The 18,335-nt window shown below is 71.5% G+C and carries 13 protein-coding genes; 6 read left to right on the plus strand and 7 right to left on the minus strand.

Annotated features, from left to right (window positions below; translation table 11 throughout):
* Positions 1–6: 6 nt before the first annotated feature.
* A complete protein-coding gene (locus ACWEK3_RS03340; RefSeq protein ID WP_453248792.1) occupies positions 7–2,220 on the minus strand; it encodes a discoidin domain-containing protein in 2,214 nt (737 codons plus the stop codon).
* A 369-nt stretch (positions 2,221–2,589) separates the two neighbouring features.
* Here ACWEK3_RS03340 and ACWEK3_RS03345 point away from each other — a divergent pair, with 369 nt between their 5' ends.
* Together ACWEK3_RS03345 and ACWEK3_RS03350 are read left to right on the plus strand one after the other, a co-directional pair.
* The gene (locus ACWEK3_RS03345; RefSeq protein ID WP_450545871.1) at positions 2,590–3,195 is read left to right on the plus strand and encodes a class I SAM-dependent methyltransferase; all 606 of its coding nucleotides are present in this window, start codon (positions 2,590–2,592) and stop codon (positions 3,193–3,195) included.
* Positions 3,196–3,288: 93 nt separating this feature from the next.
* Entirely contained in the window at positions 3,289–4,455 is a 1,167-nt protein-coding gene (locus tag ACWEK3_RS03350) for a permease (RefSeq protein WP_453248793.1), read from the plus strand.
* Positions 4,456–4,491: 36 nt separating this feature from the next.
* On the opposite strand, the gene ACWEK3_RS03355 is transcribed toward ACWEK3_RS03350, so the two are convergent.
* Together ACWEK3_RS03355 and ACWEK3_RS03360 are read right to left on the minus strand one after the other, a co-directional pair.
* Entirely contained in the window at positions 4,492–5,271 is a 780-nt protein-coding gene (locus ACWEK3_RS03355) for a D-Ala-D-Ala carboxypeptidase family metallohydrolase (RefSeq protein WP_453248794.1), read from the minus strand.
* Between the two features lie 55 nt (positions 5,272–5,326).
* A complete protein-coding gene (locus ACWEK3_RS03360) occupies positions 5,327–6,640 on the minus strand; it encodes a GH25 family lysozyme (protein WP_450545866.1) in 1,314 nt (437 codons plus the stop codon).
* Between the two features lie 426 nt (positions 6,641–7,066).
* On the opposite strand from ACWEK3_RS03360, the gene ACWEK3_RS03365 reads away from it, so the two are divergent.
* Positions 7,067–8,143, plus strand: a complete 1,077-nt coding sequence (locus ACWEK3_RS03365; protein ID WP_453248795.1) for a ParB-like protein — start codon at positions 7,067–7,069, stop codon at positions 8,141–8,143.
* A gap of 141 nt (positions 8,144–8,284) precedes the next feature.
* On the opposite strand, the gene ACWEK3_RS03370 is transcribed toward ACWEK3_RS03365, so the two are convergent.
* Positions 8,285–10,177 (minus strand): CocE/NonD family hydrolase, encoded by a 1,893-nt coding sequence (locus tag ACWEK3_RS03370; protein WP_450545863.1) that lies wholly within the window; start codon positions 10,175–10,177, stop codon positions 8,285–8,287.
* Between the two features lie 553 nt (positions 10,178–10,730).
* On the opposite strand from ACWEK3_RS03370, the gene ACWEK3_RS03375 reads away from it, so the two are divergent.
* On the plus strand, positions 10,731–13,445 hold the full coding sequence (locus ACWEK3_RS03375; RefSeq protein ID WP_453248796.1) for an ATP-binding protein: 2,715 nt from the start codon (positions 10,731–10,733) through the stop codon (positions 13,443–13,445).
* 25 nt (positions 13,446–13,470) lie between these two features.
* Here the strand turns inward: ACWEK3_RS03375 and ACWEK3_RS03380 are convergent, their stop codons facing one another.
* Positions 13,471–14,112, minus strand: coding sequence for a response regulator (locus tag ACWEK3_RS03380; protein ID WP_450545859.1), 642 nt, complete (start codon positions 14,110–14,112; stop codon positions 13,471–13,473).
* Positions 14,109–16,151 carry a sensor histidine kinase gene (locus tag ACWEK3_RS03385; RefSeq protein ID WP_453248797.1) on the minus strand — a complete coding sequence of 681 codons (2,043 nt, stop codon included), beginning with the start codon at positions 16,149–16,151 and terminating at the stop codon, positions 14,109–14,111. The genes ACWEK3_RS03380 and ACWEK3_RS03385 overlap by 4 nt, the downstream gene beginning before the upstream one ends.
* 162 nt (positions 16,152–16,313) lie before the next feature.
* Between ACWEK3_RS03385 and ACWEK3_RS03390 the strand changes: the two genes are divergently transcribed.
* Together ACWEK3_RS03390 and ACWEK3_RS03395 are read left to right on the plus strand one after the other, a co-directional pair.
* Entirely contained in the window at positions 16,314–16,661 is a 348-nt protein-coding gene (locus ACWEK3_RS03390; protein ID WP_453248798.1) for a hypothetical protein, read from the plus strand.
* A gap of 38 nt (positions 16,662–16,699) precedes the next feature.
* Entirely contained in the window at positions 16,700–17,428 is a 729-nt protein-coding gene (locus ACWEK3_RS03395) for a hypothetical protein (RefSeq protein WP_450545853.1), read from the plus strand.
* Between the two features lie 21 nt (positions 17,429–17,449).
* On the opposite strand, the gene ACWEK3_RS03400 is transcribed toward ACWEK3_RS03395, so the two are convergent.
* Positions 17,450–18,328, minus strand: coding sequence for an STM4011 family radical SAM protein (locus ACWEK3_RS03400; RefSeq protein ID WP_450545851.1), 879 nt, complete (start codon positions 18,326–18,328; stop codon positions 17,450–17,452).
* Between the last annotated feature and the right edge of the window lie 7 nt (positions 18,329–18,335).

Consider the following 18,335-nt stretch of genomic DNA (forward strand, 5'->3'; position numbering starts at 1 on the left):
CCCCGGTCAGGGGAACTGGACCACCTTGGACGGCACGGTGCTCGTTCCCGAGGTGGGCGCGCCCGTGTTGTTGACGACGTGGGCGTACTGGCCCTGGCCGCCGAGGGAGATCACCAGAATGTCGTGCAACTTGATCCCGGACTTGACCGGTACCTGGAATCCATGGGCCTGGACGATCGTGGGGTCGGCCGTGAAGTTGCAGTAGCTGCCCAGCCCCCAGGCCTCGTGCGTGTTGACCGTGTCGGCGACCTTGTAGGCCGCGTAGCCGACGATGCCGTCGTGGGTGATGGCGGCGGCGTTCGGGACGTCGTAGGCCTTTTCGTTCTGGAAGAAGATCGTCCGGCCGCGCTCTCCGTTCCAGTACACGTCGTACTTGTTGTAGTGCTCGACGAACAGGCCCGTGGCGAGGACGTCGTTGCCGTTGACCCGCAGGCCGTAGTCGGCCCGGTTGGTGTTCCAGCCGACGCCGCTGCCGTGGTCCGCGCGCCACAGCCAGGTGTGGTCGATGACGACGTTGTTGCTGTTGACGACGACCGAGTTGGTCGCGAGGCCGGGGCCCGCGCCGCCGATGCGGACGAACACGTCCTGCACCGTGGTCGGGTTGGCGGAGTGGTCGGCGGAGGAGCCGGGCTGGCCGACCCGCAGGAGGGTGTCCGAGTTGACGGTGCCCGCGTCGACCAGGAATCCGGCGAGCCGGACGCCGTCGACGTCGGCGACGTGCATCGCGTCGACGCCGTTGTCGGGCACGAGGGTGGCGAGGCCCAGTCCGAGCACCACGGTGTTCGCGCGGGTGACGTCGATGGTCCGGTCGAGGTGGTAGACGCCGGGCGTGAACAGGAGGTTGAGGCCCTGGGACAGTGCCTGGTTGATGGTGGCGGCGGTAGCGCCCGGCTTGACGACGTAGAACTGGTCGAGCGGGAGGGAACTGCCCGCGTTGGCCGGCCAGGACACACCGCGGGCGTTGGTGCGCTTGGCGGGTACGAAGACCTTGTAGGTGCTGCCGTCGAGGTAGAGGAACGGCTTCTCGCGCGAGATCGGCGTGGTGTCGAGCGTGGTGTACGAGCCGGTGGCGAAGTCGGTCGCCGGCGCGCCCTGCACTCCGGTGAACGTCATGTTCCACACGCCGTTGGTCCAGCCGCCCACCGAGCTGTCGCGGGTGTACCACTGCTGCTGTGAGTACGGTCCGACGGTGCCGTCGATCTTCGAGTCGGCGATGTACCCGCCGGAGGCCCAGCCGTATCCGTTCGGGGCGAGGTTGAGGCCGCCCTGGACGTGGATGCGGCGGAACGGCGCGGCCTGGGCGACGGCCCACCGGTCGTCGCCGTGCGACGGCCTGATGGCGAGGTTCTCCGCCGAACGCCAGAAGTTCTGGGTGGCGTTGCCGTTGAACCAGCCCGCGTCGACGGTGATGTCACCGTTGATCTGGGTGTCGTCGGGGTTGAGGCCAAGGCCGGAGATCGAGGTGTAGAAGCCGATCTGGGCGTTGATCCCGTTGTAGGTGCCCGGCTTGAGCAGGAACTGGTAGCGGCCGGCGCCGAACTGGTTGGACTCCTGCTGGGCGAAGACCTGGTCGAACCTCTGCTGGAGGTTGGGGGTGGAGGGGTCGACGACGATGACGTTCGGCCCCAGGTCGCCGCCGCCCTGGACGGGCGGGGTGCCGCCGCCGGACGACTCGGTGTGGACGGCGACCTCCCAGAGCGAGTAGCCGTACCCGGTCGAGCGGGCCGTTCCGTAGACGCGCAGGTAGCGGCCCGAGCCGCTGACGTCGTAGGAGGCGGTGCCGCCGGTGGCGCCGGTGACGCTCCTCAGCGTGGTCCAGCTCTGGCCGTTGGCGGAGGCCTGGATCTGGAACTCCTTGGCGTAGGCGGTCTCCCAGGTCAGGTCCACCTTGCACAGGTTCTGGACCGAGCCGAGGTCGACCTGCACCCACTGCGGGTCCGAGAAGGCGCTGGACCAGCGGGTGCCCGGGTCTCCGTCGAAGGCGGCGGAGGCCGGGGTGCCCGCGTTCTCGGTGGAGGAGGCCGATGCGGGCTTGCCCAGGGCGGCGTTGCCGGTGCCGCAGGCGGCCGCGACGCCGGCGCTCTGGCCGGACGGCGACGTGGCGGTCCTGCCCTGGGACAGCGGAGTCCCGGCCGCCGCGGCGACCGGCGACTGGGTGGCGGGAAGGGCGATGAGCGCTGCCGCTGCGGCGAGCGCGACACCGAAGGATCTGAGTCTCATACGGGTCCCTGCGGATGCGATGGGCGAGTGTTCGCGAGGAGGGCGGGGCGGCGTACATGGCGTGTGCAAGCTCAACTCCACGCCTGCACCGCTTAGTTCACATCTTGATTTAACTGATGAGGCCGAGGGGTCGGCAAGCCCCCGGACACGGGAACTTTTCAAGCGTTGACGGCACCCGTGCCCACCTGGGGGAGGTGGTGTTCAGGAAGTACCGAAGGCCATGCCCGATGCGGACCGGCGACTCCCCTGATTGATCGGCCCCCTGTCCCGCCGGTCGGCCTGCACGGCCTTACGGTCGAGTCCTCGCCGCGTGTTCCGCGAGGGCGGTCGCTTCTTGGGGCGGCACACGGTCGACCTATAGTGGGCCGCATGAGCCGTTGGAGGGAACTGACCGGGGGGACGTCCGGCGAGGACTACGCCGCGCGGTTCGCGGCGCTCGCCCGTAGTGGCAAGGACGTGCACGGTGAGGCGCGGTTCTGTGCCGCTCTCGTGCCTGCCGGGGCGCGGGTGCTGGACGCCGGGTGCGGTACCGGGCGGGTCATGATCCGGCTCGCGGAGCTGGGGTACGACTGCGTCGGGGTGGATCTCGACGCGTCGATGCTGGCGGTGGCGCGGAAGCAGGCGCCGGAACTGCCCTGGTTCCAGGCCGATCTGGCCACGTTCGAGCCGGACCTGCTCGGCATCGCGGCGGACTTCGATCTCGTGGTCGCCGCGGGCAACATCTTCCCGTTGCTCACCGCCGGCACCGAGGCCGCCGTGGTCGAGCGCCTGGCCGCCGCCCTGCGTCCGGGCGGTCTGCTGGTCGCCGGATTCGGCCTGGACGAAGCCCACCTGCCCGTGCCGCCCGGCATCACCCTGCCCGAGTACGACGACTGCTGCGCCGCGGCCGGCCTCACTCTCGTCGACCGCTTCGCCACCTGGGACGCCGACCCTTATGACGGCGGCGGCTATGCCGTCAGCGTCCACCGCCGGTGACGAGGGCTTCGTAGTCCGGTCCCCGCCGTCCTGCCCCCGGCGGCGGGCGTGTCCCTCGGCCGTGTGCCGCGCCTTGCAGGGAAGGCTGCACAGATGCACGCCGTACTGCACGCACTGGCGATCACCGGGTCCATGACCTGGGAGATCACCTGGGCCCTGATCCTGGGCTTCGCCCTGTCCGCGGTCGTCCAGGCCGTGGTCCGCAAGTCCACCGTCGTCGCACTGCTCGGCGACGACCGTCCCCGCACCCTCGCCGCCGCCGCCGGGCTCGGCGTGGCGTCCTCGTCCTGCTCCTACGCCGCGGTGGCGCTGGCCCGCTCCCTGTTCCGCAAGGGCGCCGACTTCACCGCGGCGATGGCGTTCGAGATCGCCTCCACCAACCTCGTCGTCGAACTCGGCGTCATCCTCGCGCTGCTGATGGGCTGGCAGTTCACCGCCGCCGAGTTCGTCGGCGGGCCCGTCATGATCATCCTGCTGGCCGTCCTCTTCCGGCTGTTCCTGCGCGAGAGGCTGCTGCGCCAGGCCCGCGAGCAGGCGGAACGGGGCCTGGCCGGGTCGATGGAGGGCCACGCGGCGATGGACATGTCCGTGCGGCGCGAGGGCTCCTTCACCCGGCGTCTGGTCTCCCGCGAGGGCTTCACCGCAGTCAGCCACGTCTTCGTCATGGAATGGGCGGCGATCCTGCGCGACCTGGTGGTCGGCCTGCTGATCGCCGGCGCCGTCGCCGCCTGGGTCCCGGACTCGTTCTGGCGCACCTTCTTCTTCGAGGGCCACCCGCTCGCCGCCAAGCTGTGGGGCCCCGTCATCGGCCCGCTGGTGGCGATCGCCTCGTTCGTGTGCTCGATCGGCAACGTGCCGCTGGCGGTGGTGCTGTGGAAGGGAGGCATCAGCTTCGGCGGCGTGGTGGCGTTCATCTTCGCCGACCTGCTGATCCTGCCCATCCTCAACATCTACCGGAAGTACTACGGCGCCCGGATGGCCGTATTCCTGCTGGGCACCTTCTACCTCGCGATGGTCGTCGCCGGTTACGTCGTGGAATTCGTCTTCGGCGGACTGGGCCTGATCCCCGACCAGGCCGACGCGAGGCTCCCCATGGAAGGCATCAGATGGAACTACACCACCTGGCTCAACATCGCCTTCCTCCTCCTCGCCGCGCTGCTTCTGGTGCGGTTCTGGCGTACCGGCGGGCTGTCCATGCTGCGCATGATGGGCGGCTCACCGAACACCGGCCACGACCGGACGGGCCCGTCCGTGCCATGACGGCGCGGACGGGCCGGTTGTGCCGGAGCGGGCGGGTCACACCACGCCGCTCTCCCACCACCACGAGCCGGAGCCGTACGAGGGGTACTGGACGCGGCTGTCGACGTGCTGCCACGAGTGCGTGTACGCCTCGAGGCCGGAGAAGCCGCAGGTCTCGGCGATCCGGTAGGTCTGCAGGGTGCTGTGGCCGGAGACGACGATGTCGGCGGCGACGCCGTAGAGGTGCATGCTGTTGGACGCGCCGCCCGAGGCGGCGTTGTGCGCGATGCTCCGGAAGCCGGAGTTGATCGTGATCGCGCTGTTGCCGGCCTTCTTGCGCACCGCCTCCAGCTTGTACATCAGCCGGCGGACGTTCTCCTTGACCGTCGCGGAGCCGACCTTGCCGTTGTTGAAGCCGGAGCCGTCCTTGGAGTAGAACTCGCTGAAGTTGAAGTGGGCGGTCGATCCGTCGCCGGCCTCCAGACTGTTGAGCACGCTCTGGGTCTGCGGGCCGACGATGCCGTCCGCGCCCAGGCCGTAGGCGGACTGGAAGCGCTGGACGGCGGCGGCCGTGCCCGGACCGAAGGCGCCGTCCCAGGCGACGTACGTCTGGGAGGCGCTGTTGGCGGCCCAGCCGCCGACGCGGATCTGGAGCTCCACCACGTCGGAGCCGGAGGCGCCCTGCTGGAGGGTACGGGTCCAGCCGTAGGCCGAGGCCGTGCCCGCCGTGGCGACGCCGGTGACCGCCGCCACGCCGAGCGCGGCCGTCACGCCCGCCGCGCTCCGGAACAGGGTGCGGCGGTCGATGCTTCGCTGGGGGTGTCGTGCCGGGTTCATGGAAGTCTCCTCCTTGGGTGACTACGGGTGACTACTGGTGACGACGCCCCGAAGGTCAAGCGACCAGGGCCTGCCAGGTGTTGGCACCGACGATGCCGTCCACGGCGAGGCCGTGCGCGGACTGGAACGAACGCACCGCGGAGTCGGTCGCGGGCCCGAACGCGCCGTCGACCGTCACCGCGGAACCGCGCGCCTTGAGCTGACTCTGCACCGCCTGGACCGCGGGTCCCGACGAACCCTGCCGTACGGTGACGATGAGGGCCTGCCAGGTGGCGGGTCCGACGATGCCGTCCACGCCGAGGCCGTGCGCGGACTGGAACGAACGCACCGCCGAGTCGGTCCCCGGCCCGAACGCGCCGTCCACCGTCAACGCGGAACCGTGCGCGTTGAGCAGGTACTGGACGGACTTGACCCGCTCACCGGAGGCCCCCTGCTTCACGGTGGGCCAACTGGCGGTCGGCGGAGGGTTGTAGCCGCCTCCCTTGGCGAAGGCCTGGAGGTCGGTGAGGGTGCCGTTGAAGGTGTCCTGGTCGCCGGGGAAGGTTCCGGAGTCGGCGTACTGCCAGATCGTCTGGGCCGACCAGCCGGCGGGCAGCGTGCCGGGGCTGGAGGCGTAACGGGCGATCCACAGCGGGTTGGTGGCCCCGAAGCTGCTGTTGTTGCCGGTGCAGGTGGTCCACCAGTCGGTGGTGGTGTAGATCGTCGGGTAGCGCCCGACCTTGGTGCGCACCTGGTTGCTGAAGTCCCGGATCCAGGAGACCATCGCGCTCTGGCTCAGCCCGTAGCAGGTGGCTCCGTAGGGGTTGTACTCGATGTCCAGGGCGGGCGGCAGCGTTTTGCCGTCGGCGGTCCAGCCGCCGCCGTGGCTGACGAACCAGTCGGCCTGCGCGGCACCGCTCGAGTTGCCGGGCAGCGCGAAGTGGTAGGCGCCGCGGATCAGTCCGGCGTTGTACGCGCCGTTGTACTGCTGGGAGTAGTAGGGACTGGTGTAGGTGGTGCCTTCGGTGGCCTTGACGTAGGCGAAGGCGGCGCCCTTGTTCTTGACGGACGTCCAGTCGACGTTGCCCTGGTAGCCGCTGACGTCGAGACCGGCCGGACCCGTGCTGACGGCGAGCGGGGCGGAGGCCGACAGTGATGCCGCGCCCGGGCGCTGGAGTCCGGATCCGGCGTGGTCCTGGTCCGGGTGCGTCATGCGCACCGGGGTCCCGGTGGTGGTCCCGGGGTCGCCGGCGGCCGTCGCCGGGGCGGTGCCGGGCAGGACCAGCAGGGTCAGGGCGGCGGCCAGCAGCCCGGCCGCACGGGCGAACGTCCGGCGCGGGCCGGTACCGGTGTTGCCGGGTCTGAACCGCGAGAGGGTGGCTGAAGGCATGGTGCTCCCAGAGATGTGGAGGGACACTGCGATGCGCTTGGGCCGGGTTGGCCGTGGTGACGGCCATCGACGGTCGGGAGTGGAGCGTCGGAGCTGTGAGCGGTGGGTGAGTGCCGGTCGCGGTGGGGGATCAGCAGGTGCCGGGCACGCCGTCAACTCCACGGCGCACAGGTCGGGTTGACGCGCGTAAACGTAAGGGATGCATTGACATGTTCGCAACATCTCCGAGGGGCGAAAAGTTGAATTACGGGTGGCGGTTCTTGAGCGGCGCGTGCGGAGATCCGGCAGGAAGCGCCGTACGGAAGCCGGTTGGCGGTGAATTGTTCACCTACGGCTCCGCCGGACGTCACCGGGACGATCCAGTGCATTGGGTGATCGGCCACACGCTGACCGTCGACATTCCCCATATCGCAAGGAGCAGGTGTGATGCGCTTCGGATCTCCGTCCCGCCGGGCCTCGGCCCGCGGAGTGGCCCTCGCCGTCATCGGGTCCGGCGTCGCCGCGCTGGCGCCGGTCGCCGCCGCCGCACCCGGTGCTCCGGGCACCCGGCCGTCGTTCTGCGGCCACGACAACCGCAGCACGCCGTTCGCGCGGTACCTCTGCGCCCAGCCCGGTGACCTGCTCGACGTCCGCATCGGCGACGTGCACCCGACCCAGCCGTCGCTCGGCTACGACGAGGTGTACTACAAGCTCGGCCGCTACACCCTCGGCAAGGACGCGATCAACAGGAAGTTCGACGACTGGTGCGAGGCCGACGGCCGATCCGCCGCGGCAACCGTGTCTCCGGGCGCGCGACTTGACGACCCGTCGTCGTTCACGTGCGAACTCCCCGTCGGGGCGGAGACGGCGGCCAGCATCGCACCCATGAAGACCGTCGTCATCGGCCCCGGCGGCGAACCGTTCCTCACCGACGGGCACCACACGCTGACTTCCTTCTACGAGACCCCCGACGGCGGGGCCGACCTGCACGTCCGGCTGCGGGTGCAGGCCAACTTGAGCAACCTGCCCCGCCAGGCCTTCTGGGACGAGATGAAGGCGCACAAGTGGGTGTACCTGCGCGCCCCCGAGGGCAACCAGGTCACGGTGAACAAGCTGCCGACCAGCGTGGGTCTGGCCAATTTCACCGACGACAAGTACCGCAGCCTGCTCTACTTCGGCCGTGACATCGGCTACGCGCAGAACGGGCTGCCGTTCCAGGAGTTCTACTGGGGCAGCTGGGTCCGCGACGCCAAGCCGATCGACCTGGCCGACTGGAACCCGAACGACCTCGACAACTACCTGGCCACCGTCAAGTCCCTCACCGAGACGATGACGGCGCTGCCCAAGGGCGCCGTCGTCGACAGCGGCTTCACCGCCGCCGAACTCGGCGCGCTGGAGCGGTGGAACGACGGCAGCGCGGTCAACAAGGGCGAGTTCAACAAGCTGAGCAAGCCGTACTCCGACGCCAAGCCCGGGAAGCTCGCCTACGCGCTGGAGTACAAGCGGGCGCACGGTTTGGGCTGAGGCGTGCCCGCGCGGCTCACCGGGAACCCGGGCCACCTGACAACGCCGGTCGGGGGCGGTCTCGCGAAGACCGCCCGTCGATACGCCAACGAGGGCCCCAACCTTGACGGTTGGAGCCCTCGTCGTGTGTTGCCGCTCGGCTCAGAGGTGGCCGCCAGGGGTCACCGTGAACGAGGCGGGACCGGCGGGCAGGTTCACCGTGTACTGGCGCAGGTAGGTGTCCAGGAACGGGGAACGGGCGCCGGCGGTGGCGGTGTCGCGGGCCGGGTCGTCCAGGGCCAGCTTGAGCTGCGCGCCCTTGACCTCGACCGTCTGGCCGGACGGCGTGGCGCGCCAGGAGCCGGTCTGGATGGAGCCGATCTCCACGGCCAGGACGTGACCCGCGGCCAGGGTCCAGTCGGTCGCCTTCAGATCGACGGTCATCCGGCCCGAACGCAGCAGGGAGACCTGCTCGTCGAACATGACGGCCTTGCCGTTCGGGGCGACGTCGTACAGCTTGAGCATGACGTTGCCCTCACCCTGGGCGGTCAGGGAGACCTGCGGGGTGCCGGTGAGGCGCACGGACTGTCCGACCGGCTTCGACCACACGAAGAAGCTCGATGTGACCTTGCCGTCCTTCTGGAGCTTCGCCAGCCCCCTGGCCAGGCCCTTCGGGGCGGCCTGGTCGGTAGCGGGCGCGTTCTCCATGTCCCACTGGCCGGACGGCTTCCCGAGCGTCTGCGCCGTCGGCTCGCCGGCCGCGGCCAGGGCCGCGCGGCCCGAGGCGCCACCGTCGTCCAGGTACGAGCCGTTGCCGAGCGGGAGGGTGACGGACCGCTTCACGTCCGGCCACGTGTTCTGGGCGCGCCAGGCACCCGTGGAGTCCTCGACGACGTAGGCCGGGTACTTGACCTTCGGCTTGATGCCCTTGAGGTACTCGTCGTAGTAGGAGAGCGTCTCGTCGTACCAGCCCTCGCGGCCCATGGACAGGCGTCCGTCGCTGGTGCGGTCGCCGCCGCGCACGTGCTCCCACTGGCCGAGCCAACCGCGCTGCGGGCCCTCGTGGTTGTCGAGGTACTCCTGCATCTCCTCGGGCTTGGTGTTGTTCTCGATGAAGCCCTGGGTGACGAACAGCGGGGTCTTGGTGCCCTTGGCCATCTTCGCCAGGTCACGGTCGGTCCAGTGCTTGTCCCACTGGTCCGCGATCTTGTACCCGGCCGAGTTCTGGGTGAGGCACTCCGGGTGGGTCTTCTCCCACTGGGCGTTGGCCAGGTAGTGCGCGTCGTCGTCCTTCATCTGGGGAATCGTGGCGATGGAGTTGTAGGCGTTGGCGGTGCCGGTGACGTTCGGGCGGGGCACCCCGTTGGAGTAGATGTACTGGTACATGTCCCATACGGGTTCCTGGGCGACGACGGCCTTGAGGGCCTTCTGGCTCAGGTTGTTGCCGATCAGGCCCGTGACGGCGTCGTACGACTTGCCGTACATGCCGACCGCGCCCGTGCTCCACGGCTGCTTCGCCGCCCAGTCGATCGCCGCCTTGACGTCGGCCTGCTCGCCGGGACCGGCCCAGTCGAGGCAGCCGGTGGAGCCGCCGAAGCCGCGCAGGTCCACCATGACGAAGGCGTACCCCTGGGCGAACAGGTCGGTGCCCTCGACGAAGTCCTGGAAGCGGGACGAGGGGCCGGTGTGCTTCCAGCCCTCGGGATCGGTCTGCCCGGAGTGCCCGAAGTAGGGGCCGACCGACAGGATGACGGGCACCTTCTTGCCCGGGGCCAGTCCCTCGGGCAGCAGGACGTCGGCGTGCAGCTCGGTGTCGGAGCCGTCCGAGGACGGGAAGTAGTGCTGCGTCCAGAGCGAGCCCTTCGGGACGCGGTCGTTCTCCTCATGGGTGACGGGGTCGGTCGCGGTGGCGACCGCCCCCGTCCGGGTCTGGTCCGCGGCGGTCTGGTCCGCGGCGCCGGGCACCGCGGTGGCGGGGCCGGCGAGCGCGGCGGTCAGCGCGAAGGTGGTGACGAGTGCCGAGGCGGCCGCGACGGCCGTGCGACGTCTGTTCACTTGCTGCTCCCGGAGTTGTCAGATACGGGGCGGTGCAGGTGGTGCGGTCGAGCACGGCCCCTGACCCACCGTCAGAGCGGCGAGGGGGGTCGCACCCATGCGGAAAGCCGGATCGCGGGCGCGGGCCGAGGCCGTCGGCGTCGGACTCTATGATCATCATTGAAACGAGTCAACGGGGCTGTATGTTTCATGTGTTGCCGATGTGGCCCCGACTGGTTCGGCGCCCTGCGGGCGCGCGGAGATGTCGGCCGGCGGTGAATCGCCCTGCGTGGACGCCGTCCGGCGTGCCGCCCGCACCGACCCCGAGCGTCTTCCGGCCGGTCACATCCGGCGCACCCGGCCGGCCCTGGCGCGGCACCCCGAGCTGTTTCCGGCCGATTCCGATTGCCGACTGAGCATCGGATTTCGGCGTGAGTACCCTCTCGCGGCCGTCCGCAACCAATTCGCACGCAACTGTGCAGTCCCCGTGTGCGTTTCGCTAGGCTTCCCGGCATACCGGCAGATCAGGGGTAACGGAGTGTCGGAACGGCAGCGCACCGAGAGGACCACCATCGTGGATGGACGCGATCGGCTGGGGAGGCCCCTGTACGAGCGCGAGAACGAGGTGACCGCCGCTCAGAAAGCGGTTGAGGGGATCTGTGCGGGCGCGGGGAACGGCGAAGGCAGGCGGGGCGGGCTGCTGTTCTTCAGCGCCGCCGCCGGACTGGGCAAGACGACCGTGCTGACCGAGATCCGGCGCATGGCCGCCACGCGCGGCTGCACCGTGCTGTCCGCCCGGGGCAGCGAGCAGGAGCACACCGTCCCCTTCCACGTCGTACGCCAGTTGCTCCAGCCCGTCCTCGCCTCCTGCACCGAGGCCGAGCGCCGCGAGATATTCGGCGGGTGGTACGAGATCGCCGGACCGGCCGTCGGCCTGTTCGCTCAGCAGACCGGTACCGCCGGCCCCGACCCGCAGGGCGTCCGGGACGGTCTGGACTGGGTCGTCACCCAGGTGGCCGTGCGCCGGGCACCGGTCGTGATCGTCCTCGACGACGCCCACTGGGGCGACCTGGAGTCTCTCGCCTGGCTCTCCGCCTTCGCGGTGAGAGCGCGGGAACTCCCCGTGCTGGTGGTCGTCGGCTACCGCCCGGACGAGGTGCCGGCCGAGGCGCAGACGTTCCGCGAACTGATCGACGGCCGCAGCGCACGCCCGATCCCGCTGCACGCCCTCAGCCCGGAGGCGGTGGCCGGACTGGTGCGGGGCTCGCTCGGAGCCGAGGCCGACGACGCCTTCTGCCGCGAGTGCTGGGTGGTCACCGGCGGCAACCCCTACGAGGCCGTCGAGTTGATCGCCAAGGTCCAGGACCGGGGTCTCGCCCCGGACGCGGAGTCGGCCTCCCTGCTGGGGGAACTCGCCGCGAGCGCGCGGGGCACCGGCCTGATCAAACGCCTGGAGAGGCTCGGCCACGCCGCTGTCCGGCTCGCCTGGGCCGCCGCGGTGCTCGGTACCGAGATCTCCGCGGACCTGGCCGCCTCGGTGGCCGGACTGCCCCCGGCCGAGGCGCAGTCCGCCGCGGACCGACTGCGTGTCGCCCGTATCCTCACCGGCACCCGCACCCTCGAGTTCATCCACCCGCTCATCGCCACCGCCGTGTACCAGGCCATCCCGCCGACCACACGCACCGGGCTGCACGGTCAGGCCGCCTGGGCGGTCGCCGACGCGGGCCTGGGCACCACCGCCGCCGCCCGGCACCTGCTCGAGACCCACCCCGAGGGCGACCCGAACACCGTCCGGCAACTGCGCGCCGCCGCCCGCGAGAACCTCCGGCTGGGCGCGCCCGACGCGGCCCGGCGCTGCCTGGAACGCGCACTGCGCGAACCTCCCGCGCCCGAGGACCGTGCGGGCGTGCTCTACGAACTCGGCTGCTCCGCCCTGCTCACCGCTCCCGCGACCACGGTCAATCACCTCACCGCGGCTCTGGAACAGCCCTTCCTCGACCCCGAGCTGAGGGAGAACGCCACCTTCCGGCTGGCCCAGGTGTTCGCCCACAACGACGAACTCGCCAAGGCGGCCACCGTCGCGGGAGCCGAGGTGGCCCGGTCCCACTCCCCACGGGCACGGCTGCGCATGCAGGTCGCGCACTACCTGTGGCTGGTCTTCGACGCCCACGAGGAGCAGGCGTCCGACCGCTCCCGCCGGCTCGCACGGCTCGTCGAGGACCTGCCCGGAGAGGCCATCGAGGAGCGCGCCCTGCTCTGCGTCCGCACCTGGGACGCGATGCTGCGCGGGGAACCGGCCGCGGACACGCTGGACGTCGCCGCACGCGCGATGGGCCTGAGCTACACCGACCCGGACTGGGGCTTCGAACTGCCCAGCGTGGCCGCGCTCAGCTATATGTACGCCGACGAATGCGACCGCGCGGAGGAGCTGTTCAGTTCGGCCATCGCCGAGTGCGAGCAGGTCGGCTGGAGCGGTGCCCATCTCTCCTTCGGCTTCACCCTCCTCGGCCTGGTCTGGTTCCGGCGCGGGATGCTCGTCAAGGCGGAGGAGTGCGCGCGCGAGGGCGTGCGCCTGGCCGAGCGGGTGGGCGACCGGGTGCCCGCCCGGTGGTACGCCGTGGGGCTGCTGGTGGACGTCCTGTTGTCCCGGGGCCGCGTGGAGGAGGCGCAGCGGGTCGCCAGGACGTACGACTTCGCGCCCCCGTACCTGAACGCGGTGGTCTTCCCGGACTCCCAGACGGTCTACGGACGGCTGCTTCTCGCCCGTGGCCTGCGCAAGGAGGCCGAGGCACAACTCACGGCCGCCGGGGCACGGTTGGAGGCCAAGGGCATCGTCAACCCGACCTGGTGCCCCTGGGCGGGACACCTCGCCCTCGCCGTCGCCGAGGAGGACCCCGCGCGCGCCCGCGCCCTCACGGCGAAGATGCTGCGGCGGGCCGAGCGCTACGGCACGCCCACCGCCATCGGCGAGGCGCTGAGCTTCAGCGCGGCGGTGGCCGAGGACGGGCAGGCGCTGCCCCTGCGGGAGCGCGCGGTGGAGATACTGCGCCGATCCCCCAGCCGGCACGCGTACGCCGAGGCCCTGATCGACCTCGGCGCGGAACTCGGGCGCGGCGGCGGTACGGACCGGGCGACCGGGCTTCTGTCCGAGGGCGTCGAGCTGGCGGAGGAGTGCGGTGCCGACCGCCTCGCCGAGCGGGGCCGTGCCGAGCTGGCCGCGGTGAGACTGCGGCTCAATGGGCCACGCCCGTTGGCGCGGCGCGGAGCGAGCGCCGCGGAGCACAGCTGAACCGGCGCGGAAAAGAGGGGAGTTCTCAGCGCGGGCGGCCCAGACCGGCGTCGCGCGCCCGGACGATGGCCTGGCTGCGCTGGGTGAGGTGCAGCTTGGCCAGGATCGCCGAGACGTTGTTCGCCACGGTCTTGCCGGACAGATGCAGGCGGCGGCCGATCTCCGCGTTGGACAGCCCGGCCGCGAGGTGGTCGAGGATGTCCCGCTCGCGAGCGGTCAGTTCGGGGAACGGGCCGTCCTGCGGCGGCGGTGACACGAACCAGGTCCGCAGCCTGCCCGCCAGCGCCGCGCCGAAGACCGGCTGCCCGGCCGCGGCGGCGTGGATGGCGGCGACGATGTCCGCTCCGTCGGCCCCCTTGACGAGATAGCCGAGCGCGCCGGCCTGGACGGCGGCGAAGACCGTGGCGTCGTCCTCGAACATCGTCAGGACCAGCACGGCCGCGTCCGGCACCCGGGCCCGGATCTGCCGGGTGGCCTCGATGCCGTGCAACCCGGGCAGTTGCAGGTCCATCACGATGACGTCCGGCACCAACTCGACGGCCCGGCGGACGGCTTCGAGGCCGTCCCCGGCCTCACCGGCCACTTCGATGTCGTCGACGGTGTCGAGGACTGCTTGCATTCCCTGGCGTACCAGCGGGTGGTCGTCGGCGAGGAGGACGCGGATCATGGTGTCTCCGGGAGTGGGAACCGGGCGGTGACGGCGCCGCCGTCGGGGCCGGGGCCGGCTTGGCAGCGTCCGCCCAGTTCGGCGGCGCGTTCGCGCATCGCGGTCACGCCGACGCCGGGCAGCCACGGACCTGCGGACGTACCGTCGTCGCCCACCCGCAGCACCAACTCCCGTGCGGAGGCGTCCAGGCGTACGCGGCACTGCCGTCCGTCGCTGTGGCGCACCGCGTTCGTGACCGCCTCGACGGCGGTGCGGTAGGCGGCGACCTCGACCGCGGCCGGCAGGTCGGGCAGCTCGCCCGCCTCGACGGTGACCCGCAGCGGCGAGCCCGCCGTGAGCCGGTCGGCCTGCGAGCGCAGCGCTCCGGCGAGCCCGAGGTCGTCCAGGCTGGGCGGGCGCAGCCCGTGCACCACCTTGCGCAGGTCCGCCAGCGCCTGGGCGGCGGCCTCGCGGGCCTCGGCGATGTGGGTGTCGGCCGCGGGAGGATCGGAATCCAGGCGCGCGCGGGCGGCATCCAGGGTGAGGCCGATGGCGGTGAGCACCGGACCGAGGCCGTCGTGCAGTTCACGGCGCAGCCGCCGCCGCTCCTCCTCCCGCGCGGCGACCAGGCGCTGCTGCGACCGCAGCAGTTCGGCGGTGAGCGTCCGGGTGTGCAGTGCCAGACCGAGCCGGCCGGCGATGTCGGACAGCAGGCCGCGGTCGCGGTCGTCGAAGCCCTCTTCGCCGCGCCGGGCCGACGCGACCAGGTAGCCCTCGATCTGGCCTTCGTACAGCAGAGGCCGGCGTTCCAGCGGCTCCACCGGTGTGCCGTAGGACGCGACCGGGGTTCCGTCGGCGCGTTCGACGGCCACGTACGGCAGCCGCAGCGCGGACGCCACCGCGTGGCCGAACGAGCCGAGCGCGTCGCCGCCCGGGACGGAGTTGAGTCGCTGCCCGAGGTCCCGCAGCGTGCGGTAGGGGTCCTGACGGCCGCCGTAGAAGAGGCGGTCCACCAGGTGTTGCGTGCGGTCGCGCAGCGGCACGAAGGACAGTGCCACGGCCGCCGCGGCGACCGGGGCCGCGACCTGCCGGGAGACCACGCGGGTGGCCAGCCCCGTCAGCACGGCGAAGCCGATGATCAGGGCGGCGGTGATCGCACCGTAGACCAGGGAACGGCGCAGGATCGTGTCGATGGACCACAGCCGGTAGCGCAGCACCGGAAGGGCCAGGGTCAGGACGAACACGACCGCGTCCACGCTGTTCGTCAGCGACGGCAGTTGCTCGGTGACGGCGAGCGGGAACAGCGCCAGCGCCACGACCACGCCGACCGCCCGCCACTTCAGTTGCTGCCGGGCGACGCCCTCGGCCCGGGCGAACCGGACCACGACACCGATGCCCGCGATCAGCCCGAGCAGCACCACCACGGGCGCCAGGAAAGTCGCCGCGTCGGCGATCCGGCCGACCGTGCTCCCGCCGGTGAGCGGGTGGGCGAGCCCGCTCACGCCGCCCCCGACGTCCCGCAGGGTCGTGCCCCCGAGCAGTCCGCCCACCATGACCAGCACGGTGCAGGCGATGATCACCTTCTCGAGGACCGCGCTCCACCGGCCGGCCGGTCGCCCGGACGGGAACCGGATGTTGATCAGACCCTGCGCGGCGACCGGCGCGAAGGCGAAGGTTCCGGCGGTCAGCCCCCAGCGCGCCGGGACGCCGCGGTCGCCGTCCAGGACGGCCGCGTACGCCGGCGTCAGGACCAGCACCTGCACGACGACCAGCACGGCCGCCCCGGCGAGCAGGCACCCGAACGGCAGGTCCGGACGGCGGTCGATGAGCAGGGCCCCCGTCACCCCGTACGCGATCATCGTGACCAGCGGCTCCACCCAGGCCGGGGACCCGCCGGAGTCCGGCATCGGATGCCCCGCCGTCACCCACCACAGCAGGAAGCCCACCCCGACGAGGACGGCCGCCAGCGTCGCGGCGGCCCATCGGCCGCCGTCCCGGGTCCGGTGTCCGCGCGGAGTGTCGATACGGCGAGTATCCCGATCCGCGTCCGGCGACAGCAACGGCCGCGTTTCCCGTGTTTCCGGGAAACCTTCCCGATCCGCCCGGGAATTGGAGCGTCCCGTGCCGGACGCGACCGCGCCGGCTCGGGAAGGCGAGCCCTGGGCCGGGGATCCCGGCGCGCCCGACGCTGGTCCGGCAATCGCCGTATCCAGGAGGCCGCCATGAGGACCATCCGCTGCTCCGCCGCCATCGCGACCCTCGCCATGTCGCTGCTCAACCTTCCGATCGCCCTCGATGACGGAGGCAACGGCATCCCTGCCCCGGCCGCTTGGCTGATCAGCCTGCTCGGCGTCGTCGGCATCGTCGCCGCGATCGCCCTGCTCCGCTCCGCCGCCTGGGCCACGCCCGCCGTACTCACCGTCGGTGCGCTCAACCTGATCGGCGCGGTCGTCGCCCTCGTCCGGAGCTGGGACGGCGCCGTCATCGGCCTCGTCCTCAGCGCCGCCGGCACCGGCCTGGCCCTCGCGTACGCCGTGGGCCGGACGGCGAAGACGCCGCAGACGAGCTGACCCACCCTCACCTCTCCGACCGGAACGGAGGTTCCACCATGCAGTCCGACACCGGCACTCAGCCGACCAGGGCGGCCTCGCCGCAGCAGCCCAAGCCGCTGAAAGACGTACGAGGGTTCTGGCGCGTCCTGCTCGCCGTCGTCGCCCCGCTGCCGATGACCGGCATGGGGCTCAGCTACATCCTCAGCCCCGTCGACGGGGGCTCGTCGTTCGAGGACACCGTGACCGCCTACTCCGGCCACCTCGACCAGGCCCGCGCCACCCAGTACCTCGGTGTGCCGTTCCTGGTCCTCCTGATCCCGGCGACCTTCGCCGTGATCTGGGTGTCCCGCCGGGGCGCACCCCGGCTCACCACCGCCGGCGCGCTCCTCGCGCTCCTCGGTCAACTGGCCGGTTTCCCCCTGAACCAGGGCGGCGACCTGCTCGCGTACATGACGGCCAAGAACGGCCTGAACGTGACGACCGTGGCCGCGCTTCAGAAGGCCCTGGAGGAGGACCCGTTGGCCCTGACGGGCGGCCTGCTGTTCATCGTCGGCATCGTCCTCGGGATGCTGCTGCTCGGTCTCGCCCTGTGGCGCAGCGGCGCCGCGCCGGCCTGGGCGGGCATCGCCCTGGCACTGGGCGGCTTCACTCACCCCTTCATGCCGGGGCACATCGCGTCCGGCGCCGGCCTGCTGGTCGCCGCGGCAGGCTTCGCCGGGGCCGGCTGGGCGCTCCTGCGCATGAGCGACGACGACTTCGACCGGGCACCCGGCCGCCCCGCCTGAGAAGGCCCGCGGGACGGCCGGCTACCGGGACGTCGGAATCAAGCGCTGAACCGTGGGCGGCGCGGCCGGGATCCGTTCCAGGACGCCGCCCGCGAACACGTCGTACAGCGGCAGCGTCTCCAGGTGGACGTAGCCGATGTGGCAGTCGCACACGGCCAGCGGGCACGGGCGGGGGCGCAGGGCCCGCCGGTAGGAGCCGTCGTACAGGTTGCCCAGCTCCGAGCGGACGAAGTGGCAGCGGCGCACGGTGCCCTCGCCGTCCACCGATATGACCGACTCTCCCGTACGGCAGGGCAGGCCCGCGCTGCGGTGCGGGTGGCGGCTGTACGGGAACAGCGGGTCCAGGGCCGTCCACCGGTCGGCCTCGGCGTCGGTGTAGGTGTGGCCCTCCGCGGCGTTGACCCACAGGTACACGTGGTCGGGCAGGTCGTCCCGCAGCCGGCGCGCCTGCTCCAGGTGCTCGGGAAGCCCGACGACGCCGACGCTGTGGCGGACACCGCGCGCGGCCAGATCGTGGCACTTGGCCAGGAAGCGGTCGTACGGAGTCTGCCCGGGGTGGAAGGTGCACCACAGGGCGACGGTGTCCAGGTCGGCCGTGTCCAGCCAGTCCGTACGGCAGCTGAGGTTGGTCTGGATCGCCACCCGGCGGATGTGCGGCAGCCGGCTCAGCTCCGCGAGCGTACGCCGGTACCAGGACCGCACCAGGCCCTCGCCCCACGGCGTGAACAGCAGCGAGAGCCGGTCGTCGTGCTGCGCGGCCGCCCAGGCGGCGAAACGCTCCAGCGCCGCGCGGTCCGCGGTGAGTTGGGCGCGGCTGTCCCGTCGCTTGGCGAACGGGCAGTACGGGCAGTCGTAGTCGCACGACGCCAGCGGGCCGCGGTAGAGGATCGTCAGGTCCATGCGCGCT

The sequence above is a fragment of the Streptomyces sp. NPDC004721 genome (genome assembly GCF_053601495.1).